Origin of the sequence: Microcoleus sp. PH2017_28_MFU_U_A (assembly GCF_020738035.1) — a bacterium.
Classification (GTDB): domain Bacteria; phylum Cyanobacteriota; class Cyanobacteriia; order Cyanobacteriales; family Microcoleaceae; genus Microcoleus.
In genome coordinates this window covers 40441-61569 of sequence record NZ_JAEQCX010000041.1, presented here as the reverse complement: position 1 = coordinate 61569, position 21129 = coordinate 40441, and the positions used below count along the sequence as shown (strand labels likewise).

The window sequence follows — 21129 nt, the reverse complement described above, 5'->3', positions numbered from 1 at the left end:
TTATCAAGAGCAATGTGCGATCGGACAAGGTATGTAGTTGCGCTTTAGCGCTCTTTATATATTATAATCAAGAGCGCTCAAGCGCAACTACGTACCTTTCGGAGCGCTCAAGCGCAACTACGTACCTTTCGGAGCGCTCAAGCGCAACTACGTACCTTTCTACGTACCTTTCGGAGCGCTCAAGCGCAACTACGTACCTTTCTACGTACCTTTCGGAGCGCTCAAGCGCAACTACGTACCTATTAAGAGTGCTCAACGACAACTTCCATTAAACAGTTTTAGCCGCAGTCGAACTTGTTTCAGTCTCAGCCTGTGCTTGCACCGTCCAAGCATTTTCCATATCTAGCGCTTGTTTCGCCTGATAAACTGGTAAGTCAAACCAGAAAGTCGTGCCCACATTAACTTCGCTAACTAAATTAATTTTAGTGTGGTGCTTGTCAATAATGTTTCTGACAATCGAAAGACCTAATCCCGTGCCTTCTAGAGTGTGGACTCGGTTTTCTACCCGGAAAAAGCGATCGAAAATTGCCTGCTGATCTTCGGGATCTATGCCAATCCCGGTATCAGAAATTTCGATCCGCACCACCGGAAAATGGCTGGTATTTGGTGGAAATTTGTGGGTTCCGGATGCGCCGTCTTCGCGTGGATGAGCATCCGACTCTAGGAAATAGGCTCGAATTGCCACCTTACCACCGGACTCGGTAAATTTTAAGGCATTTCCTACTAAATTTGCAAATACTTGCAGCAGCAAATCGTAATGACCTAAAGCTGGCGGCAAACAGGGGTCAACTTCTTGCTCTAATTCGATGCCTTTATCCCTGGCATTTAACTGATAAGTTCGCAGAGTTTGTTCGACAGCTTGGGGGAGGTCAACAGCGTCCAATTGATAAATTCGGCAGGATTCTAGGCGCGATAAGTCTAACACGTCGTTGACTAAACGAGTGAGGCGATCGGTTTCTCGATTGGCAATTTCTAGAAATTCCCGGCGTTCGCTTTCTAGAAGGTCTTCTCCGTACTCGTGGAGAGTTTCGATAAAAGATTTGATATTAAATAAAGGGGTTCTCAATTCGTGAGAAACATTGCTGATAAAATTGCTTTTAGCCTCATTTAGTTCGACTTCGCGAGTGATGTCCTGCACTGTCATGGCAATGCCTTTGAGACTGTCTCGGTACTGTCCGGAACCTTGATGCTTCGAGGTTTGCTCGTAGAATGTACACTCGATCGCGTTCGGGCGTTTTGACTCGGTACAGGTATTTTCCTCGTCGCGCACGCAGCTTTTGCACAGCGGTTCGGTTCCAGGGGCTTTGTGGAGAATTACGGTGGTTAGCAGAATCCGAATTGTGCGGTTGACTGGTTCGCTCAGAGTAATCCGAAATTCGCCGCCTTCGCGATCGCCCGCAGCGATTTCGTGCAGGGGTCTTGCTAACTCGCGCTGCACTTCCGCAGGTAAAATATTGACGACGTTAATGCCGATCGCATTTTTACCTTCCCATCCAAAAATCCGCCTCCCCGTCGGGTTGACTAAAATCACCTGCAAATTTGCATCCAGCAACAGCGCCCCATCAGCAATAGTTGAAACCAAAGTTTCTAGTTTCGCTTTTTCCGCTGTCAACTCTTCAATATTTTGTTCTTCATAACTCTCTAATTTCTCGGCCATCTCGTTAAAACTGCCGATCAACTCGCCCAATTCTCCCCCCAAAGGCAGGTCAACTCGCTGCTTAAAATTCCCGCCCGCGATATTTTTGACCCCAAATACTAATTGTTTGATCGGGTGAGTAATTGTCAGCGCATTAAATACAGCGCCCAAAATCACCATCACCCAAATCGTGACAAATACTGCTAAAGTAACATCCCTGGTTAGATTTGAAGAGATAACTGCTGCGGGATTGGGGTTAATGCCGATCGCCAAAACGCCTAAATACTTGTCCTCGTGAATTAGCGGCACAAATACGTCAGTAACTTCTCCGTCTGGCGTCAAGTGCTGCCGCACCAAAGGCAAAGAAGTTAAATTTCTCGCCTCAATGTCGGCGATAAAATTATCCGGGAGTTTAATTTGGCGGCGCAGTGTCAGGGAAGTTTGCACCTCAGATTCCGAGAAAGGTATCCCCAGAAAAATATCTCCTGCTTCGTCGCCGTACAGCATATAGCGGACGCTGGAGGTGCTGCTATAAAATTGGCGGGAAAAACGGGCTACTTCGGAGCGATCGTTTTTTGCAATCAACGGCGCCACATTTGCCGCCAAGAGCAGACCGAGGTCGCGGCCGTAGCGAGTATCGTTAAGTCTGGCGTCTAGTTGGATAGTATTCACGGCCCAAAAAGTCAGGCCGCTCATAATTAACGAAACTACGAGGGTAGCACCGGCCATCAGGCGAGTCTGGAGGGTAAAATCCGACCACCAGCGGGCAATAATTTCTCCGATTTTGTTTAGTATGGCCAGCATTTGAGCAGTTCACCAGTTGAATATTAAAAGGAAGATTAATTGAGTTTGTGGTCGATCGATTTTTCTGTCGCGACTTGTCCGCTACTGCCACCGCAGATGTGCCAAACTTTATTGTGGCACTTCTACCTTGAAATTGCTCTGCTTTTGGGCGGCCAAAACCTCTATCCTCCGGGGTTTTAATTCTATCTTCTGCTTGGGGGAGTTCTAGTATCCCCAGCGTGTCGAGCTTTCGGATAGCAGCGGCCACAGCAGGCCGCAATTCCTAATTTCGATCGACACTGGGCTCGACACTGGGCTCGACACTGGGCTCGACACTGGGCTCGACACTGGGCTCGACACTTGGCTCGACACTGGGCTCGACACTTGGCTCGACATTTTGAGGGGCCAGCGCCCGAAGGCCGATATCCCGGCGGCAGTAAACCCCTTCAAATTGGATGCAATCAACTGCTGCATAAGCTTTAGAGATAGCTTGTTCCAAAGTTTCTGCAACCGCCGTGACGCCCAAAACGCGGCCGCCCTCGCTCACCAACTGCTGCTGCTTCAACTGAGTGCCGGCGTGAAACACTTCTGCACCTTTGGCTTCAGCTTCCTCGATACCTGTAATAACTTTGCCTTTTTGATAATTTCCGGGATAGCCCCCAGAAGCTAAAACCACGCAAACAGAAGCCCCGGATTTCCAGCGAATGTTGGAATATTCACCCAGACGCTGCTGACAACAAGCAAACACCAAATCTTCCAGGGGAGTTTCCAAGAGGGACAAAACCGCTTGAGTTTCGGGATCTCCAAAACGACAGTTGAATTCTAAGACTTGAAGTTCTCTTTTCGGTGTAATCATTAAACCTGCGTAGAGGACGCCCCGGTAATCGATGTTGCGCTTTTGTAGCGCAGCGAGGGTAGGTTCAAGAATTTCTGCTTGAATCCTGTCCATTAGTTTGGGCGAGACAATTGGCGCTGGGGCGTAGGCTCCCATACCGCCGGTATTGGCTCCCTTGTCGCCTTCGCCAATGGCTTTGTGGTCTTGAGCTGCCAGCAGCGGTTCTACTGTGATACCGTCGGTGAGGGCGAGAATAGAGACTTCTTGACCGGTTACATATTCTTCGACGACGACTCGGAGGTTGTCGGTGCCGAATTCGCCTCTAAAAATGGTGTTGATGGCGCTGTGAGCCATTTTGACGGTGGTAGCAACGGTGACTCCTTTGCCTGAGGCGAGTCCGTCTGCTTTGATGACTATGGGTACTCCTTGTTCCACAACATATGCTTTGGCTGCTTCTGCGCCTGTAAATACGGCAGCTTTGGGTGTTGGGATTTGTGCTTCCAGCATCAATTCTTTGGCCCAGGATTTGCTGGATTCAATTTGGGCGCCGGCTTTGTTGGGGCCGAAAATCATCAGTTTTCGCTGTTGGAAGTAGTCAACGATGCCTAGCGATAGGGGCAATTCCGGGCCGACGATGACGAGTCCGATGTTGTTCACCATCACAAAGCGTTCTATGCCTTGGAAGTCGTCGATGTTGAGCGACAGATTTTGACAGCCTTTTGTGGTAGCTGTGCCGCCGTTGCCCGGAACGCAGAATACTTGTTTAATCCGCGTAGATTCTAGCAGTTTTTTTGCGATCGCGTGTTCGCGACCTCCGTTCCCCACAACCAAAACTTTCACAGTATCCTCACCTATAAATTTTGTTCCCTGAATGTCGCATTTTCAGTGTTTGCACCTGTCTATCTGCTTTTTGCAGTGCTGTCAATTATGCCATGCTTGGCGAATCGTGAATTGCTAGATGTGGCACTTTTCTGGAGGAGTGGGGAGCGATCGCTATTTGCCGGCATCCTGGGATCGTGCAATAATTCAAGACTTTCGCCGTCGATTTTTTCTAGGTTCTGCCTCGATTAAATCGTGCAATTAGCCCAAAAAAATTGCTTTTAAATATTCAATATTTCTCATACATTCGGCTACAAATAGCGATAAAATAAACAAGTTGATACCAGGAATTTTACTCACATGAAATCTAATCAAACCGCTGCGAGTTCGCCTGCCAAATTGAAGCGGGTGGGCGTTGTCGGCGGCGGTCAGCTAGCTTGGATGATGGGAGAAGCTGCTAGCGCGCTGGGTATTGAATTGGTAGTCCAAACTCCTAATGGTGATGACCCGGCAGTTTCTGCTGCTGTGGGTGCTGTTTTGGGGGCTGTTGATGATGTTTTGGCTACGGCTTATTTGGCGGATGGCTGCGATGTTATTACTTTTGAAAATGAGTTTGTGGATTTGGATGGTTTGCGAACGCTAGAACAGCAAGGTGTGTTATTTCAGCCGAGTTTGTCGTCGCTTTCTCCTTTGTTGGATAAGTACGTGCAGCGCTGTTATTTACAAAGGTTGGGTTTGCCAACTCCCAGGTTTTGGGCGCCAGATAGTATGGCGGATTTGGATTTAGATTTGTTGCAGGAACCCCAGGGAAGGCAGATTGGAGCAGGGGCTGTGGGGCATGAACCTATGTGCGGGGAAGTTGCGATCGACAATTTAGCAATTTCTGTTTCCGACAGCACACAGATAGAACAAAACTCGGAATCTGGGCCTAGAGATTTTCCCTTTGTCGTCAAAGTTCGCCGCCACGGTTACGACGGCCAAGGTACTTTTATTGTTAAGGATCGCGAGAGTTTTGAGTCAATTAGCGCTACACTTAAAGGTCAGTCTTTGCTGGTAGAAGAGTTTGTGCCGTTCGATCGCGAGTTGGCTGCGATCGCAGCTCGATCGGCAACTGGTGAAATAGCGATTTACCCGATCGTGGAAACTCAACAGCAAAATCAGGTTTGTCGTGTAGTGATTGCCCCCGCCGATATTAGTTTAGAGGTGCAAACCGAAGCTTGTGCGATCGCCCGTACTCTCCTCAACAGCTTAGAAGCCGTCGGCGTATTCGGCATTGAATTATTTTTAACCGCCGACAATAAGCTGTTAGTCAATGAAATTGCTCCCCGCACCCACAACTCGGGACACTTTACAATCGATGCTTGCAAAACTTCACAATTTGAACAGCATTTGCGCGCAGTTTGTCAACTGCCTTTAGGTAATTGCGATCTAAAATGTGCAGGTGCTGTGATGGTAAATTTGCTGGGCTACGAGTCTGCGGAGTCAGATTATTTAGAGAAACGAAAACAACTGGCACAAATTAGCGGCGCTTTTGTACATTGGTATGGTAAGAAAGTATCCCGCCCTGGCAGGAAACTGGGTCACGTTACTGTCCTCTTCGACGGGGACTTGGGGGAGAATGAAGGAAAGTCGGCTAGTGCGATCGCTCAAACCATTGAATCTATCTGGTATGGAAGTTAAATTGCTCGAAGAGTTGCCAAAATCGAGTTAGTTGCTGTATGTTAACTACCAGCCGGGAAGTCTAAGGGTATATTTAGAGGGGATTAATCTCAATTGCTGCGCGAAGTACCCCGTTGGGAATTACTCCTTGGGATGAAAGGCTCGTCGGGTGTAGATACCGAAACCGACAATTATTCTTTTATACCCCTTGATGATCTGGAAATACTCTGATACTATATTAACAAGTGGGGGTGGAACTACCTCACTATAAAAAGCCTTTGAAAAAAAGGAAAAAGAAGCCTGCGGTCTAACTGTACTCAGTTGACAGTCAGGTTTGTTCACATAAAGGTTCTACTGCGACGTTGGTGACTGCCAATAATGTTTTTTTGATCTATAACTCTTAACTCTCGGGAATCAAGATGTTTGGACAGCAGTAAACTGGGCTTGTACCCAGAAACTTTAAGTCCGAGCCAACGGTGCCCACCTGGTAAAATACCAGGTCAAAAGCTGAGGTAAGACGGCGTTGCGGTGAACCCTTAAAATATTGATTGAGATAGGCGCTAATATGGCTGGCCTATTTTTTTTATTGGGAATTGGGAATTGGGAATTGGGAATTGGGAATTGGGAATTGGGAATTGGGAATTGGGAATTGGGAATTGGGAATTGGGAATTGCATAAGTCCTATGATTATTAGTTTCGATCGCAAATAACACATAAATACTGACTACCGACTACTGACTACTGACTACTGACTACTGACTTCTTCTCAACCTTCCCGTACCATCCAGACAAGCATCGACAAAATTGTCTCGACAGGAGGAAACGGATAATCACTGACATCAATAGTCACAACTTGCCCTTCGAGCTTCATAAATCTCCAAGCAGTGCCGCTAGTTACTGAACCGTAAATAATCGGAATTGGGTTATTGTTAATTTCATTAAATCTTTGAGCCGCCACCATTTCAGCAATGCACTGTCCTAAACCGCTGTTAATGTTATCTCGCTTCGCTTCTACTAGCATAACAGCAGGTGCTTCTATCTCAAATTGCTCAGGAGAGCGACTGATTAAAAAATCGCAAACTCCGTTTAATCCCGCTGCGGTATCCACGGTGAAATCGGTGCCGGAAAATACGCTGATTTGGCGGTTCAGCAACCGTTTGACTTCCAAAAGTGCGGGGGCGATAATTAGTTCTGATTTAGCTTTTTCGGTTCCTACTGCGATCGCCCAAGGCACTGTATCTGCCAACAAACCTGCTAAAATAGCACTGGGTGCGATCGGCTCAACTTCCGGCAAAAAACGCCCGCCTTCAACTGCGGTCAATCCGAAGCTTTGCTTAACCTTTCGCAGTGTAAAATCGCTGTATGCCATGATTTTGATTTCAAATTTAATCAGATGCTATATTAACATCAATAAAAATGGTGCTTTCAATGCCCTACAGTGAATTCACACTCAGAAAAGCTAAACGCGATTTCGGCTTAACTACCGTAGAAGCAGGCAGATTTTTGCCACCAACCGAACCCATCGAGCCTAGTGTATATTTAACTGAATCCCTCATTGAAGGATTGCCGCTTGCTACAGCGACGGGTTCTGAAAAAGCGCGATCAGAACTGATTATTAGTCCTATTTTAGTCGAAGTCCGCAAGATTTTACAGCGGCAAGTGAGTCTATTTTCGGGAGAAGATTTTACTGTAGAGCCGGAGTTGGGATTGAGTGGTATCTGCGATTTTTTAATTAGTCGTTCTCCCGAACAAATATTAATCGAAGCACCAGCAATTGTGATTGTTGAAGCGAAAAAAGCCGATTTAAAAATGGGATTGGGACAGTGCGCGGCCGAGATGGTAGCAGCTCAAAAGTTTAATGAAATCAACAATATTGCGATCGGCACAATCTACGGAAGTGTCAGTAGTGGCACTGCTTGGAGATTTTTGAAGTTGGAGGCAAAAACTCTGACAATTGACCTCAATGACTATCCTGTGCCGCCTGTGGAACCTTTGCTGGGGATGTTGGTTTGGATGGTGCGGGATGGTTAGGGCGATCGGCTTTAAGTTGAATTTTAAATTAATTGCGATCGCCCCTTGCCATTCACAGCTCGCTCTGCTATTCTCTAAAAAAGACCGATAGGTCTGTCAGCACCGCTCAAAATGTCAAAAGCTCAAGAAACCAGAGAAAAAATTCTCAGGGAAGCCGCAGCACTGTTCAATCAGTACGGCTACTCAGGTTCTTCTATGTCTGACATCATGCGCGTTACAGGCTTGCAAAAAGGAGGAATTTACAACCATTTCAAGAGCAAAGATGAGTTAGCCCTGCAAGCTTTTGACTTTGCGGCTGAATGTATGCGCCGACAATATCTCGGGGCTTTGAAAGGAAAACGTCATGCGGTCGATCGGCTAAAAGCTGTTATATCTTTATTTAGCACGTTTGCCGAAAATCCTCCAATTCCAGGCGGCTGTCCCCTGTTAAATACAGCAGTTGAAAGCGATGATGCTCATCCAGCTTTGCGTCAGCGGGTACAAATAGCAATGGATGGTTGGCGCGCTTTGATTTGCAAAATTATTAACAAAGGAATTGCTAAAGGCGAAGTTCGAGAAAATGTCGAAGCCGATGTAGTCGCAACTATTGTGATTTCAACCCTGGAAGGAGCCGTGATGATGAGTAAACTTTATGGGGATGCAATTCATGTCAAAAGAGCAATTGAGCATTTGCACGGATATCTCGACAGTCAACTTTAGAACCGAATAATTTTTTTGTTATCAAACAGACCTTTCGGTCTCAAGAGAGCAATTTCTCCTCGTTACTAGGCTCTGCCTCCAATTTTCCTCCCCAATCGAGGCAGTTTTTCAATTATTAAAAATAGACTGAGAGTACCCAAAATGCAAGCATCCAGCGAACAGAAAAGACCTTTGGAAATAGAATTAAGCTTTCCCGTACAAACTTACGATATCGACTTTGCGGGAATCGTTAGCAATATTGTTTATATCCGCTGGTTGGAAGACTTGCGAATCGCACTTGCTGATGCTTATTTTCCAGTACAGAAAATGCTAGAAAATGGTGTGGCTCCAATGCTGGTGAAAACAGCAATTGAATACAAGCAGCCGATTAATATTTTCGATAAACCAACTGGGAAAATTTGGATGAGTAAAATGAAATCGCTGAAGTGGATGATGGATGCTGAAATAATTGTAGCTGGGAAAGTCGCTGCTATCGCCCAACAATCTGGTTGTTTTATTGAACTATCAACTCGCAAACCAGTGCCGATTCCATCTGAGTTTTCTCAAGCATATTTGGCTCAACAGTAAATCGATAAATTTTCACACAAAATACTTTTTGTAGTCAGGAGTTTAGTCCTTAAATTTTACGCCGATCGTCCGAAATAATACCAATACCAAACTGCAAATATTTACAAATCTCAATTACTTTATGAATCATTCAACAATTGCCAATACCGAAGTTATCCGCCTCATCACCATCCCCATCAGTCACTACTGCGAAAAAGTGCGGTGGGCCCTTGACTTGCTAAAAATTCCCTACATTGAAGAAAGACACGTACCACCTTTTCACCGATCGGCCACCAGCAAAAACGGAGGTAGCAGCGTTCCTGTTTTAGTTACCAAATCTGGCAATTTTACAGATTCAACAGATATTTTGCATTACCTCGATACAATCAGTTCATCAGGTCAGTATTTGTATCCGACAAATGTAGAAATGCGCCAAGAAGTCGAAGAACTTGAAGAGTTATTTGATGCTAAACTGGGAGCAGATACTCGAAATTGGGGATATTTTTATCGATCGGGCGATCGCAAAACAATGCGAAGAGCTTGGTGCAACAGTACCCCCGTACTTGAGCGAATAGGGTTTGAAATAGCCTTTCCGTTGATTAGCGCCAAAGTGCGGCAAGTCTACAACATAACAGCAGATTCCGCCGCCAGTTCGCTGCAAGGAATCAAAGAAATTTTTGAGATTGTCGATCGAAGATTAGCAGGTGGCAAAACCTATTTAGTAGGCGATACAATATCCGCAGCCGACATAACTTTTGCAGCGCTGGCGGCTCCGGTTTTGCTGCCGTCGGAACATCCGGTTTCGGTAGCGAAAATTGAAGAATTGCCGATCGAAATGGCAGCAGTAATTAAAGAATTGCAGTCAACTGCCGCCGGAGTTTACGCCCTCCGCTTGTATCGCGATCAGCGCCGAGTTCAGTCATCCCATCCCGATCGTCGCAAATCCAGCTTGCAGAAAGTAGCAGAAACGTGATACAGTTGAAGCTTGTGTCCAAATAACACCACTCCATGCCAAAACTCAAAACTCGCAAAGCAGCCGCAAAGCGCTTTAGAGCGACCGGCAGCGGAAAAATTGTGCGCCGCAAAGCTTACAAAAGCCACTTGCTTTCACACAAAAGTTCAGCTCGCAAAAGCCGTCTCTCTAAGCTGGTCGTCATCGATGAGACCAATGATGGTAACGTGCGGTTAATGCTTCCATACTTGTAAAGTTTAACGGAAATTCAAAGATGACACGGGTAAAACGCGGTAATGTCGCCAGAGCGCGCCGCAAAAAAATTCTCAAATTAGCCAAGGGTTTCCGCGGGGCACAGTCCAAACAGTTCCGCACAGCTAACCAACGGGTGATGCAAGCCCTGCGAAATGGTTATCGCGATCGCAAAAAACGCAAACGCGATTTCCGCCGCCTGTGGATTGCTCGGATCAATGCTGCATCGCGCCAACACGGCACGAGCTACAGCAGACTGATCGGCAACATGAAGAAAGCCAATATCGAAATCAACCGCAAAATGCTGGCACAAATGGCAATCATTGACCCCGCAACATTCGGTAAAGTCGTGGAAATGGCAAATCGAGCCGGATCGTGAAAGCTTGAATAGTTTTCAGACAGAAGAAAGCAGAAGTAGGAAAGATTTAGCTATCTGCCAGAGAAGGAAAACTCCTGATAAATCTAGGAGGTTGAGACTCATTTTCCTTCTTTGTTCTTACTTCTGGATTCTTGATTTTTCAGAAATCGCGATCGGGCTAGTCGATCGCCATTTTCGTGTTTTTATATAGTTGCCAAGGCAAATCTCACAGATTGCTAGCGGATTAAAATAAATAAAACCTTCCACAAACCAACTAACATAAAAAAACATGGATAGTAATTTGCTGATTGTTTACCTGTCAGTTTTGCTGGCTATACTCGGTAGCACTTCCTGGTTTGTTGTGCGCCAGATTTTCAAAACTCGGAAGCTGGAAATGTCCTTGGAACGCTTAGAAAATAAGCTGACCATAGAAAAAGGAACAGCACAGGAATACTACGAGTTAGGCAGTATCTATGTAGATAAGAAACTTTACTCCCAGGCGATCGTACTATTTCAAAAAGCTCTGAAAAGCCAAGAATTAGCAGGCGAAGAAGATCTAGCATTTCTTTACAACGCCCTAGGTTTTGCCCACTTCGGCCAAGAACAGTACGACATCGCGATCCGTCAGTACAAAGAAGCCCTGAAGTTGCAGCCCGACTACGTTACATCTCTCAACAATCTCGGTCACGCCTATGAGCGCAAGAAATTAACAGCTCAAGCCTTGGAAATGTACGAACAAGCTCTCACCTGCGATCCAGAAAATGCCACTGCTAAAAAGCGAGTAGAGTCCCTCAGGAAGCGTTTGGTAATCTATAATTGAGGGCCGGTGTTACGAGCAATACAGATCCCGCAAACCTGGTTTCATTCAGAAACCGGGTTTTTTCTTCCCATAATCAAAGAGACTAGACTATCGAACACCTTAATGCGTTAGTTTTTAAGAACAGGAATTCACCTAATGCGAGCGATCGCAGGCGATCCCAACAGTTTAAACTACTGTCAAGATCGAAGCAGTGCCTGCAACATCGGTCAGTCCTAAACAATTGAAGGAGGAGAACGTAGTGACATCAATTCTCGTTGTCGAAGATTCGTGGTTGACTCGCAGGGTGATCTGCAAAATCCTGCGAGCAGAAGGATACGAGACTTGGGAAGCATCGAGCGGCCCGGAAGCTCTGGAACTTCTGGCCGCTAAGACCCCAAACTGTATGCTCTTAGATTTGCTGATGCCAGAAATGGAAGGTCGCGAAGTCCTGCAAGCCATGCGCGATCGAGGATATAACATTCCAGTCATCGTCATTACCGCAGATATTCAAGCAACCACCAAATCCGAATGCATGGAACTCGGAGCCCTGGCAGTAATTCACAAAATGCCCAACTCAGACGAACTAATCGGGTGGATCAAAAAAGCTCTCAGTGCCAGCGAGGAGAGCGCCCCATGAAATTAAGCGCTCGACAGCTCGATGCTTTGCAGGAACTCGTCAACATCGGGATCGGTCAAGCAGCAGGGATTTTGAACGACATGATCGAATCTCCCATTCGCTTGCAAATTCCCTACCTCCAAATCCTGTCTCCAGCCGACGTGCAAACAGAATTAGAGCAGCACCTCAACGGCGAACAAATTTCCGCCGTCCAGCTCAAATTTACTGGTTCCTTTGGAGGCATTGCCCAGCTAGTCTTTCCCACCAACAGTGCGGCCACGCTCGTGACCATGCTGACTGGGGAAGAAGCTGGAACTCACGACCTGGATTCGGTCAAAATTGGTACGCTGAGTGAAGTAGGAAATATTGTAATCAACGGGGTCATGGGTGCAATCAGCAACGTACTTCAGCAGCGCCTGAACTACTCAATTCCCAATTACACGGAAGGGACGATCGCGACTTTGCTCACATCTGGCGGTTTGGCTGCTGATACAGTGGTTTTATTAGCCCAAACCCGTTTCATTATTGAAAGGCTTCACATTGAAGGAGATATCATCCTCATTTTCAATGTCAGTTCCTTTGACGCCTTGTTGGCTGCGATCAATCAACTTGCCGGGGGTCTATGATCGAGGAGAGCAAAACTATTGAGGAAAAGTTTGGAGTTCTCGACAGTGTACCAGTCGGCGCCTGCCTGCTGCGAGATGATTTTGTGGTGCTGTTTTGGAATGCCTGTCTGGAAGACTGGACGAAAATTGGGCGCGAGCAAATGTTGGGAACCAAGATCACAACTCATTTTCCTCACCTGAGCCAGCTCAAGTACGCAAATCGCTTCCAGCAAATCTTTGCAGGAGGCCCGCCAACAATTTTTTCTTCTCAAATTCACAAGCACCTGATTCCGGCAACTTGGCAAGAGGGCCAGCAGCGCATCCAGCAAACTACTGTGACGGCTGTCCCTGCACTTTCACCGGGCGTTGCAGAACTGAATATTCCCAACTTGATTCGATCGACTGTGGAGTTGGAACCAGATAGTATGGTGCGACAAGGAGATTCTGTTGGTGTCGCATTGCCGTCAAACTTTCGGGATTCAATTTCGCCTTACGGCTTTATCCCACCAAACTGCCAATCGTTTTACGCCCTGTTGGTAATACAAGACGTAACCGACCTCACCCACCGCATCCAAGCTTACCGCACGATGCGAGATCAAGCTTTGGAAGAAGTGGAAGTGCGCCAGCGGGTGGAAGCAGAATTGCGCGAGAGCCAGCATTTCATCCAGCAGATTGCCGATGTGGCGCCTTACTTACTCTACATTTACGACTTGACCGAACAGCGCAACGTCTATGTCAACGGTCAAGCTTCTAAGCTGCTAGGCTACACTCCCCAAGAAATTTTACAGATGCAAACAGCTTTGTATTCCAGTTTGGTGTACCCAGAAGATTTGCCGAGGCTATCCGCCCACCTGCAAAAATTTCCCTCAGTCGCAGACGGGCATATTTTGGAGTTGGACTATCGGCTCCAACACCGATCGGGCGAATGGCGCCACTTTCGCTGCCGCGATCAAGTGTTCGCCCGCACAGCAGAGGGGAAGCCCAAACAAATTTTCGGCACTGCTCAAGATATTACCGAGTACAAGCAGGCAGAAGAGGCGCTGCGACAACAAAACGAACGGGAACTGCTGATGGCGACGATTACTCAGCACATCCGCCAGTCTCTAGATTTGGGCGAAGTGCTCAGCACGACAGTGACAGAAGTGCGCCAGTTCCTTCAGGCCGATCGAGTGATGATCGTCCGCTTTAACCCATGCACGGGCAGTCACTGCGCCACACCCCCGACGGGGGCGGTGACAGTGGAATCTGTAGCACTCAACTGTCGGCCGATGCTGGGAGAAACCCTGGAAAATTTCTGTTTTGACGAGTTCTATCTTGAAGCCTACCAACATCGGGCGATCCGACCGATCGCGGATGTCTCCGCCGCCGATTTGCCGCACGCTCAAATTGACTTGCTCGCACAATTTGAAGTCAGAGCTTATTTGGTGGTACCGCTAGTGCAAGGGGAGGAATTGTGGGGACTGCTGATGGCTCACCAGTGCAGTCCCCGACAGTGGATGCAGTTGGAAGTCGAGTTATTGTCTTCTCTGGCCACTCAGTTGGCGATCGCGATCAAACAAGCAGAACTCTACCAGCAGTTGCAAGCAGCCAACCTCAAGTTAGAGCGTTTAGCAACTTTAGACGAACTCACGCAGCTAGCAAACCGCCGTCGGTTCGATCAGTATTTAGACAGGGAGTGGCGCCGACAAGCGCGGGAACAAACACCTCTGTCCCTAATTTTGTGCGATATTGATTCTTTTAAAACTTATAACGATACCTACGGACATCCAAAGGGAGACGAGTGTTTGCGGCAAGTCGCCCAGGCGATCGGCAAAGCAATTAATCGCCCTGCCGATTTAGTAGCTCGCTACGGAGGCGAAGAATTTGCCGTTATTTTGCCGAATACGGCGAGTGAAGGGGCCGAGCTGGTAGCCGAACACATACAGCTCAAAATCGCAGCTTTACAGATTCCTCACGCTGGTTCTCAGGTGAGCAACTACGTCACTGTCAGTCTGGGGATAGCGACTATGGTTCCTATCTCTGAATCCGAAGCCTCTATGGTGATCGACGCAGCCGACGCAGCAGCGAGTACGGTTCCTGCATCTAAATCCCCAGCCTCGATATTGATTGACGCAGCCGACGCAGCGCTGTACCAAGCCAAAGATCTCGGGCGCGATCGCATCCAAGTTTACCAACCAGACCCTCCCACAGCCAAAACCAACGGCACAGCCCCTCCCGTGCGCCCGGTTGACTTTTCCCTACCCAATACTAATTTCCCCTCACCCACAAGCGCTTGACTTCTGCCAATATTTGTGAATTCGGAATAGACACTGACCCGAATCCGGCACTAATACCATTAAATATTTTAGATTAAATATTTTAAATTAAATATTTTAGAATGACTTATCACTATCAGGCTTTCGAGCTTGCCTACAGTTACATTCTTTTTTTTACCGCTATAACTTCAACACCGGAGACATTTTTATTCTAGCATTTTGGAACCAGCTTTGGCAAGAAAAAGTCTCAAATACAATCAGTTTTTTCTGACAATTTTACTGACTTTATCACTTGTTTGACCGAGAATGCTCCCAGTATAGATTAAAGTTTAATATCAAGTCCGCTGCTACCAAACTTGTATGGTAGGCTTCGATCGCAATTAGCAATAGAACAATGCCACCAATTAAAGAAAGTTAAACCAGGAATTAAGTCTTGACAGCGATGAAATAGTACCTTTTTGGCTACCAATCTTATAGCGTTCCAGCCAGATAGTATGGTACCAAGTGAGATCGATCGGGTCGGATTCCTAACCGTAGTTGCCTTCAACTTCTTCTACTGAAAGATGTGGTTCAACAACCAGACGCTTGACCATAATTGTACGATCGCACGCTCTTCACCACACCGCCATTATAGCCAGGACGGTGCGACCGGACTCGATATGAGTAAAATTCAAAAAAGTCAAAAGTAATAAAGCTTTCAGTAAAAACAAGATTTTTTACTTTTGACTTTTGACTTTTGACTTTTTAGCACATCAAGTATTCAACTTAAAACTCAAAACTATTAAGGTGCTGCCGCCGCCCTGCGGTTGGCAACAATCAGATTTGCCTGGTACTCTGCCGCTTTTTGCTGAGCCTTTGAATGGTTGGGGCTAGTTGACGGCACGGCTCTCATAAGCTGAACCGCTTTCTGCCATTCGCTTGCTACCGCAATCCACTCTGCTTGAGATTGAGCCGTCTGTGCCAAAACTGCCGCCTTCTGAGCGTTGTTAACGCCTTCCCTCCAAGAGTCAGGCTTAGGCGCGGCGGCTTTTGGTGCAGGAGATGCTGCTTTTGGCGCAGGAGATGCTGCCTTGGGCGCAGGAGGTTTGGGAACAGGGCTCGCGGGCGTAGCAGCATTAGTGGGAGCGGCTTTTGGTGCAGGAGGAGATGCTGCCTGTGGGGCCTCGCCAGATGCGCTGGGAGATGGAGATGTGGCTTTAGACGCAGGAGATGTGGCTTTTTTGGGGGAGGGCGAAGCTGCTTCGGGGGCGCTCGGTTCAGGGTTCGAGCCGCCACCGAAGGGGAAATTTCCAGTCAAGTAAAGCGCTGCGATCGCCCCCAAAGGCACTAAGATACCCACAGGTATTGCCCATTTTGGGAATTGTTTTTTCGGAGGGGGGGCTACATCTTCGTCTTCGTCTTCCTCGTCGTCTTCCTCGTCGTCATCTGGATCGAATTGTCCCTCTTGATAATAGTCTTCGCCATCGGGTTCGACATCATCTAAACCTACAGAGTCGTCAGGCATTCCAGTATCCGAGGCATAAAGCATTGGATCTGCTGGCATCAGATCTATTTCATCTTCCCACGCAGGGGAGCCGTCACCTGTGCGACGCCCGTAAACTTTGACAGTGTGAATTGATTCGACTCCCAAATTCGTCATCCCGCTGCGGATGAAATCCACCAATGCCATTTGACTCGGTACTTTGCCTGACTCCAGAGTTATGTGGAGGCAGCCGTTGTCCCGCGTCACATCGGCGTTGATGCCTTTGGGTTTGAGTGTACGGTTGATGCTAGATGCGATCGCTTTTGGATCGCCCTGCTTCAGAAGTTCCCGCAGGTTCTGTTGTGTCATGGGTAGCGCTCTTTTTTTTGGGGGGGGTGGAGAGCCGGCAAATAATATTAATCGATCGGCGTTCGGCGGCGGACAATATTTATTTACCACATTAACTTCTACTGTGGCATTCTGAGATTATTTCTCGTAGCTATTGAGATTTTTGCGCGCGATCGGATATCCAGCATATATCCGATCGCGCAATTTGTTGTAAAAATTTACCAGAAAGAATTGGTTTAAAGCCCGCCCGCCCGATCGGGAGAAATTAAAAGAAGCCTATTCATTACTCCAATCCTTTTCCTTCCAGGTAGAGGTCGCCCTCAAACTGTCAACTGTCAACTGTCAACTGTCAACTGACTGAAAGTCACGGCCCGCTCCTGCTGGGCTGTCTCTCCTCACCGAAACAAGCTAGAAAGTTCTATTACTTTGGTTTGCAGGGTTGAGACTTCTTCCCGGCCCCGCTTTAAAGAAGCTTCTAACTCTAGCAGCAAAGGCAAACTTTTTTGTAGTTTTTCTAAGCTGGCGTTCTTGACTTCTTGGCGAAAATAGTATATTCGTTTCGGATTGCCGAGGTCTAGAGCTTGAGCAATTTTATCATCGCGATCGCCCGCTTGGATCATTGCCTTCACCCACAGCCAAATCCGAAACTTACCAGTCAAGCCCGCCACAATCCTCAAACCAGGTTCGCTCTGAGCCGTTAAGCCCGCCAATAACTCTAAAGCAGCGGAAGTCTTGCCCTCGCGAATCGCATCGGCTAGCTGGAAGGTATTCTGGGCGTTACAGTGCACCAGTGCAGCAACTTCCTCGGGGTTGAGAGGTTGACTGCGATTGCCGGCAAACAGCAGCAATTTTTCGAGTTCGCTGTATAGCCCGCGCGTATCGCTACCGATGGATTCGGCTAAAAGTTCGATCGCCGTGGCGGTCAATTTGACATTCATTTCGCCGGCGACTTGGCGCACCCGCTGGGCTAACTCTTTTTCATTCCAAGGCGGAATCGGTGAAAATTCTCGGAATTCGGCGGACTTGGCGATTAACTTGGTAGATTTGAGCCGGCTGTCGGGTTTTTTGACAGATGTCAGCAGCAATACGGTACTAGGGGAAATTACTGGCAGCGTCCGTTCCAATTGGGCTAAAAGTTCCGCAGAGCACTGCTGCGTTACAGTCGTATTTGCCAGCCAGACAAAACGGCTGCCGGTGCCGAAGGGTGGCGTTAAAGCTCGATCGAGTCCTTCAACCACAGCGTCGGGTCGATCGGCAACAATCTTGTCATAGTTAAAACTAGCCCAGTTGGGATCGAGGACAGAGGAGCGCAAACTTGTGACTGCTTGCGCGATCGCAAAGTCGTCTTCCCCCCAAAACAGGTAAATTGGCATATTTCAAGTTCAGCAGCCCAAAAAATCAGATTTGCACGATCCCGAAGTCCAACATATCCTGAATCAGACTCTTGATACAAAGTAAATGATTTTCTAGAAACTTCTTGAATAATTAGGTAAAAGCTGGTAGTGTAGATTGAGAAAAAAATGCTTTAGCGACTAAAACAGCTAAGACCATGGTCACTTTGAGTCATTATCATTTCCAGCAAATGTTGAAGCATCAAGCTGCTGTTAAATGGCAGTTTTGTAGTAGGCATAACGGAAGAATACACATCAAAAACCTGTTCAAAGTGTGGACATAAATTCAAATGGCGCTTTCAATATCCTGTTGAAAGCTTTGAGAGATACCTCCTTGACAGGAGAGCTTGCAGCTTTTTCTGTATTGCCATACACGGTAGTATCAGGCTTAGTCCTGGATTTGCCGGGTTAAATGTATCTGTTGAAAGCCCGCACCATAATATAAAATTTGGTGTGGCAGTATTTCACCGCGAGGAAATCAAGATTGGATGATACTTATCAAGCTTACGTAAATCGGGTGGCGCGAATGACGCTGCTGGACTCCTACAAGTCCCAGGTGGAACACATTCAGGAATCTCCAAAATTTAAGCCTGATGAAGCCGGTCACAGAACTCCTGTACCTTTTCCGGGTTATTCGGTGATTACGCCACCTGCGGGGGAAGATGCAGACAATACTGCACTTTATACTAATTTACACTCAGTCCAACAACGGCTATTGCAGGAAATCGCGGACGGTGCGATCGTAGCACTGCCTCCTGATAGCTTCCATTTAACCGTCGCCGATCTGATTTGGAGCAGCGCTTTTCGAGATGCCTCTGAGAAAAATCCAGAATTTGAGGGTCAACTGCGCGGGCGCATGAAAGATGGTTTTGCGGCCTGCAAACCCTTGGCGGGCGGCTCTCCCATACGCTGGACGGTGCTGGGGTTGATGGTGATGACTAGGGCTGTAGGTGTCTGTTTGGCACCGACGGACGAAAACTCTTACAAGCAAATTCTGGAGTTTCGTCGATCGATCTATCAAAATCCCGATTTAATTGCCTTGGGAATTGAACAGCAATATCATTTTACGGCACACATTACTCTGGCTTATTTTGGGGACACCGGGCCGAACCTAGACCGCGCTCATTTTTCTGCCCTGATGGCTGAGTTAAACGACCAATGGCTCGACACGCCCCAGGATCTGTGGGTGCACAAAGCCGAACTGCGGAAGTTTGACGATATGACTAGCTACGTGCGGCAACCGGATTGGCCTGTTTTTGAGTTTTGACCACGAAGGAAGAAGGAAGAAGGAAGAGGGAAGAGGGAAGAAGGAAGGAAGAGGGAAGAAGGAAGGAAGAGGGAAGAAGGAAGAAAGAGGTTCGAGCGAAGTTCGGCAACGAGCAAAGTACGGAATTTAACCGATACAAGCCAGAATTATGAGGAATCAAGGAAGATTTTCCCAATTCTTCCCCCTCTTCCCTCTCCCCCTCTCCCAATTCTTCCCCCTCTCCCCCTCTCCTCCTCTCCCCCCTCTCCCCCTCTCCCCCTCTCCTCTGTCCCAACCTTCAAAATACTGCTTATAAAATGCTTTAATTATTCTGACTTGACAACAAAATCAAGCAAAAAATTCATGAGAAACCAGGAAAAATCAGTAATTCTGGTTTTTTAATTTTTAATGCAAAAGTGACTGTACACGTTGTTGGTATTGGTTTAGATGGAGCTGCTGGGCTGAGCGAATCGGCGCGGCAGGTTGTAGAAATGGCCGCTCTGCTCATCGGGAGCGATCGGCATTTGAGCTATTTTCCCGAGCAATCCTGCGAGCGCTGGGCGTTGGAAGATTTAACCGAAGCAATTCTGGAAATTCGGCGTTGGTTGGCCGTAGATGCGAATTTAGAGCCAGATGCAGGGACTTTTTCGCCCCCCTCCACCCCCTCGCATCAACTGATTGTAATTTTAGTTGCCGGAGACCCGCTGTTCCACGGCTGGGGAAAGTTGCTCATTTCCCAACTGCCGCCGGATAAATTGACTTTTCACCCCCATGCAAGCTGCGTGCAGTTGGCCTTTAACCGCTTGCACATCCCTTGGCAGGATGCTCATTTTGTGGGTTCCCAGGGACGTTTTTTTGAGGAACTGACGGCAAAACTCAAGCTGGGTGTTGAGAAAATTGCGGTACTCGCAGACGAAACTCGCACTCCGGCGGCGATCGCAAGTTTGGTGAAAGCTCTGGATTTGCCCACACGCTACCAGTTTTGGGTTGGCGAAAATTTGGGTTCCGCCGAAGAGCGCGTGGGTTACAAGTCTCTGGAAGCTTTGCTGGGAGAGGATTTTGCACTTCTGAGCGTGGTGGTGATGCTGCGGTACTCCCCGCCGACAGAAGCTTTGGATTTGGGAAAGTTGCCTTTGTTGGGCATTCCCGATGCAGCTTTTATCGGTTGTGGCGACAGGCCTGGTTTGACGGTTGAACGGGAAGTGCGGGTGTTGGTACTGGCACAATTGGCTTTGCAACCCGAACAAGTTGTCTGGGATGTGGGTGCTGGTAACGGTTCTGTCTCGATCGAGATTGCTCGTTTATTCCCGCAGTCCGAAGTATACGCGATCGAACAAACGGTTTCTGGCACTTCTGCGATCGAACTCAATTGTCGCCGTTTTGAGTTGCAAAATGTGTTTTCGATTCACGGAACCGCCCCGGAAATCTTGCACCGCTTGCGTCCGCCGCACCGGATTTTTATCGGTGGTAGCGGTGGAGGGTTGACTAAAATTTTGGGCGTTTGCGCTCTGCGGCTGCTCGCTGGAGGGTCGATCGTCCTAGCTTTGGATGTTTTTGAGGATATTGCTACTGTTTTAAGCTGGATTGGCGATCGGGTGCGCCGGGAACCGCACTGGAGTTACCGCATCGTGCAGGTGCAGTTATCGCGTTCTGTGTCTGGGGGCAGTTTGACTCGTTTTGATGCGTTGAATCCAATTTCGATTGTGACGATCGATCGACATTTGAATTAATTCTAGAATTTTAACCGCAGATGAACGCAGATGAACGCAGATGAATCGCTGCATAATATCCCGTCTTCTCGAAGGCTCGCACCTAATAATGGTGATTTTTCAGGACA

Annotated in this window: 21 protein-coding genes and 1 other RNA gene; 17 read left to right on the top strand and 5 right to left on the bottom strand. The window is 47.6% G+C overall.

Features of this window, described 5'->3' with window-relative positions; genetic code table 11:
• Nucleotides 1–268 precede the first annotated feature (268 nt).
• Together JGK14_RS09175 and purD are read right to left on the bottom strand one after the other, a co-directional pair.
• Nucleotides 269–2440 carry a HAMP domain-containing sensor histidine kinase gene (locus JGK14_RS09175; RefSeq protein ID WP_293184720.1) on the bottom strand — a complete coding sequence of 724 codons (2172 nt, stop codon included), beginning with the start codon at nucleotides 2438–2440 and terminating at the stop codon, nucleotides 269–271.
• A gap of 262 nt (nucleotides 2441–2702) precedes the next feature.
• Nucleotides 2703–4094, bottom strand: a complete 1392-nt coding sequence (gene purD / locus JGK14_RS09170) for a phosphoribosylamine--glycine ligase (RefSeq protein WP_325314983.1) — start codon at nucleotides 4092–4094, stop codon at nucleotides 2703–2705.
• Nucleotides 4095–4433: 339 nt separating this feature from the next.
• Here purD and JGK14_RS09165 point away from each other — a divergent pair, with 339 nt between their 5' ends.
• From JGK14_RS09165 to JGK14_RS09155, 3 genes are all read left to right on the top strand, one after another.
• Nucleotides 4434–5753: a 5-(carboxyamino)imidazole ribonucleotide synthase gene (locus tag JGK14_RS09165; protein WP_293184715.1), complete on the top strand. Its 1320-nt coding sequence runs from the start codon at nucleotides 4434–4436 to the stop codon at nucleotides 5751–5753.
• 327 nt (nucleotides 5754–6080) lie between these two features.
• Nucleotides 6081–6268, top strand: a non-coding RNA gene (gene ssrS / locus JGK14_RS09160) — 6S RNA.
• Between the two features lie 29 nt (nucleotides 6269–6297).
• Nucleotides 6298–6426 (top strand): hypothetical protein, encoded by a 129-nt coding sequence (locus JGK14_RS09155; protein ID WP_293184713.1) that lies wholly within the window; start codon nucleotides 6298–6300, stop codon nucleotides 6424–6426.
• Nucleotides 6427–6498: 72 nt separating this feature from the next.
• On the opposite strand, the gene JGK14_RS09150 is transcribed toward JGK14_RS09155, so the two are convergent.
• Nucleotides 6499–7101, bottom strand: coding sequence for a hypothetical protein (locus tag JGK14_RS09150; RefSeq protein WP_293190545.1), 603 nt, complete (start codon nucleotides 7099–7101; stop codon nucleotides 6499–6501).
• A gap of 59 nt (nucleotides 7102–7160) precedes the next feature.
• On the opposite strand from JGK14_RS09150, the gene JGK14_RS09145 reads away from it, so the two are divergent.
• The 10 genes from JGK14_RS09145 (at nucleotide 7161) to JGK14_RS09100 (ending at nucleotide 14866) form a co-directional block, all read left to right on the top strand.
• Nucleotides 7161–7763 carry a hypothetical protein gene (locus JGK14_RS09145; RefSeq protein WP_293184708.1) on the top strand — a complete coding sequence of 201 codons (603 nt, stop codon included), beginning with the start codon at nucleotides 7161–7163 and terminating at the stop codon, nucleotides 7761–7763.
• Nucleotides 7764–7874: 111 nt separating this feature from the next.
• Nucleotides 7875–8462 carry a TetR/AcrR family transcriptional regulator gene (locus tag JGK14_RS09140; RefSeq protein ID WP_293184706.1) on the top strand — a complete coding sequence of 196 codons (588 nt, stop codon included), beginning with the start codon at nucleotides 7875–7877 and terminating at the stop codon, nucleotides 8460–8462.
• Nucleotides 8463–8603: 141 nt separating this feature from the next.
• Entirely contained in the window at nucleotides 8604–9029 is a 426-nt protein-coding gene (locus JGK14_RS09135) for an acyl-CoA thioesterase (RefSeq protein ID WP_293184703.1), read from the top strand.
• A gap of 121 nt (nucleotides 9030–9150) precedes the next feature.
• Nucleotides 9151–9981, top strand: a complete 831-nt coding sequence (locus JGK14_RS09130) for a glutathione S-transferase family protein (protein WP_325314982.1) — start codon at nucleotides 9151–9153, stop codon at nucleotides 9979–9981.
• A gap of 35 nt (nucleotides 9982–10016) precedes the next feature.
• A complete protein-coding gene (gene rpmI, locus JGK14_RS09125) occupies nucleotides 10017–10214 on the top strand; it encodes a 50S ribosomal protein L35 (RefSeq protein ID WP_293126590.1) in 198 nt (65 codons plus the stop codon).
• 20 nt (nucleotides 10215–10234) lie between these two features.
• Nucleotides 10235–10591 carry a 50S ribosomal protein L20 gene (gene rplT / locus JGK14_RS09120; protein ID WP_293148587.1) on the top strand — a complete coding sequence of 119 codons (357 nt, stop codon included), beginning with the start codon at nucleotides 10235–10237 and terminating at the stop codon, nucleotides 10589–10591.
• Nucleotides 10592–10859: 268 nt separating this feature from the next.
• On the top strand, nucleotides 10860–11390 hold the full coding sequence (locus JGK14_RS09115) for a tetratricopeptide repeat protein (protein ID WP_293184697.1): 531 nt from the start codon (nucleotides 10860–10862) through the stop codon (nucleotides 11388–11390).
• A gap of 238 nt (nucleotides 11391–11628) precedes the next feature.
• On the top strand, nucleotides 11629–12006 hold the full coding sequence (locus JGK14_RS09110) for a response regulator (protein ID WP_293184695.1): 378 nt from the start codon (nucleotides 11629–11631) through the stop codon (nucleotides 12004–12006).
• Nucleotides 12003–12611 carry a chemotaxis protein CheC gene (locus JGK14_RS09105; protein WP_293148579.1) on the top strand — a complete coding sequence of 203 codons (609 nt, stop codon included), beginning with the start codon at nucleotides 12003–12005 and terminating at the stop codon, nucleotides 12609–12611. Before JGK14_RS09110 ends, JGK14_RS09105 begins: the two co-directional genes overlap by 4 nt.
• Nucleotides 12608–14866: a sensor domain-containing diguanylate cyclase gene (locus tag JGK14_RS09100; RefSeq protein WP_325314981.1), complete on the top strand. Its 2259-nt coding sequence runs from the start codon at nucleotides 12608–12610 to the stop codon at nucleotides 14864–14866. The genes JGK14_RS09105 and JGK14_RS09100 overlap by 4 nt, the downstream gene beginning before the upstream one ends.
• Nucleotides 14867–15626: 760 nt before the next feature.
• Here JGK14_RS09100 and JGK14_RS09095 read toward each other — a convergent pair.
• Nucleotides 15627–16676, bottom strand: coding sequence for a hypothetical protein (locus tag JGK14_RS09095; protein WP_293184689.1), 1050 nt, complete (start codon nucleotides 16674–16676; stop codon nucleotides 15627–15629).
• Between the two features lie 374 nt (nucleotides 16677–17050).
• Nucleotides 17051–18028 (bottom strand): DNA polymerase III subunit delta, encoded by a 978-nt coding sequence (gene holA / locus JGK14_RS09090; protein WP_293207014.1) that lies wholly within the window; start codon nucleotides 18026–18028, stop codon nucleotides 17051–17053.
• Between the two features lie 219 nt (nucleotides 18029–18247).
• On the opposite strand from holA, the gene JGK14_RS34035 reads away from it, so the two are divergent.
• The 4 genes from JGK14_RS34035 to cbiE all read left to right on the top strand — a co-directional run bounded on the left by JGK14_RS34035 (nucleotide 18248) and on the right by cbiE (nucleotide 21022).
• Entirely contained in the window at nucleotides 18248–18538 is a 291-nt protein-coding gene (locus JGK14_RS34035; RefSeq protein ID WP_442921442.1) for a zinc ribbon domain-containing protein, read from the top strand.
• Between the two features lie 34 nt (nucleotides 18539–18572).
• Entirely contained in the window at nucleotides 18573–19313 is a 741-nt protein-coding gene (locus JGK14_RS09085) for a DUF1868 domain-containing protein (RefSeq protein ID WP_293184776.1), read from the top strand.
• The gene (locus tag JGK14_RS09080) at nucleotides 19310–19465 is read left to right on the top strand and encodes a hypothetical protein (protein WP_293184683.1); all 156 of its coding nucleotides are present in this window, start codon (nucleotides 19310–19312) and stop codon (nucleotides 19463–19465) included. Before JGK14_RS09085 ends, JGK14_RS09080 begins: the two co-directional genes overlap by 4 nt.
• Before the next feature lie 243 nt (nucleotides 19466–19708).
• A complete protein-coding gene (gene cbiE / locus JGK14_RS09075) occupies nucleotides 19709–21022 on the top strand; it encodes a precorrin-6y C5,15-methyltransferase (decarboxylating) subunit CbiE (protein ID WP_325314980.1) in 1314 nt (437 codons plus the stop codon).
• Nucleotides 21023–21129 lie beyond the last annotated feature (107 nt).

Bases quoted from the DNA above. Each gene is read 5' to 3' on its own strand.
- JGK14_RS09175 (WP_293184720.1), bottom strand. From the start codon at position 2,440: ATGCTGGCCATACTAAACAAAATCGGAGAAATTATTGCCCGCTGGTGG.
- JGK14_RS09165 (WP_293184715.1), top strand. From the start codon at position 4,434: ATGAAATCTAATCAAACCGCTGCGAGTTCGCCTGCCAAATTGAAGCGG.
- JGK14_RS09155 (WP_293184713.1), top strand. From the start codon at position 6,298: ATGGCTGGCCTATTTTTTTTATTGGGAATTGGGAATTGGGAATTGGGA.
- JGK14_RS09150 (WP_293190545.1), bottom strand. From the start codon at position 7,101: ATGGCATACAGCGATTTTACACTGCGAAAGGTTAAGCAAAGCTTCGGA.
- JGK14_RS09145 (WP_293184708.1), top strand. From the start codon at position 7,161: ATGCCCTACAGTGAATTCACACTCAGAAAAGCTAAACGCGATTTCGGC.
- JGK14_RS09140 (WP_293184706.1), top strand. From the start codon at position 7,875: ATGTCAAAAGCTCAAGAAACCAGAGAAAAAATTCTCAGGGAAGCCGCA.
- JGK14_RS09135 (WP_293184703.1), top strand. From the start codon at position 8,604: ATGCAAGCATCCAGCGAACAGAAAAGACCTTTGGAAATAGAATTAAGC.
- JGK14_RS09130 (WP_325314982.1), top strand. From the start codon at position 9,151: ATGAATCATTCAACAATTGCCAATACCGAAGTTATCCGCCTCATCACC.
- rpmI (WP_293126590.1), top strand. From the start codon at position 10,017: ATGCCAAAACTCAAAACTCGCAAAGCAGCCGCAAAGCGCTTTAGAGCG.
- rplT (WP_293148587.1), top strand. From the start codon at position 10,235: ATGACACGGGTAAAACGCGGTAATGTCGCCAGAGCGCGCCGCAAAAAA.
- JGK14_RS09115 (WP_293184697.1), top strand. From the start codon at position 10,860: ATGGATAGTAATTTGCTGATTGTTTACCTGTCAGTTTTGCTGGCTATA.
- JGK14_RS09105 (WP_293148579.1), top strand. From the start codon at position 12,003: ATGAAATTAAGCGCTCGACAGCTCGATGCTTTGCAGGAACTCGTCAAC.
- JGK14_RS09100 (WP_325314981.1), top strand. From the start codon at position 12,608: ATGATCGAGGAGAGCAAAACTATTGAGGAAAAGTTTGGAGTTCTCGAC.
- JGK14_RS09095 (WP_293184689.1), bottom strand. From the start codon at position 16,676: ATGACACAACAGAACCTGCGGGAACTTCTGAAGCAGGGCGATCCAAAA.
- holA (WP_293207014.1), bottom strand. From the start codon at position 18,028: ATGCCAATTTACCTGTTTTGGGGGGAAGACGACTTTGCGATCGCGCAA.
- JGK14_RS09085 (WP_293184776.1), top strand. From the start codon at position 18,573: ATGACGCTGCTGGACTCCTACAAGTCCCAGGTGGAACACATTCAGGAA.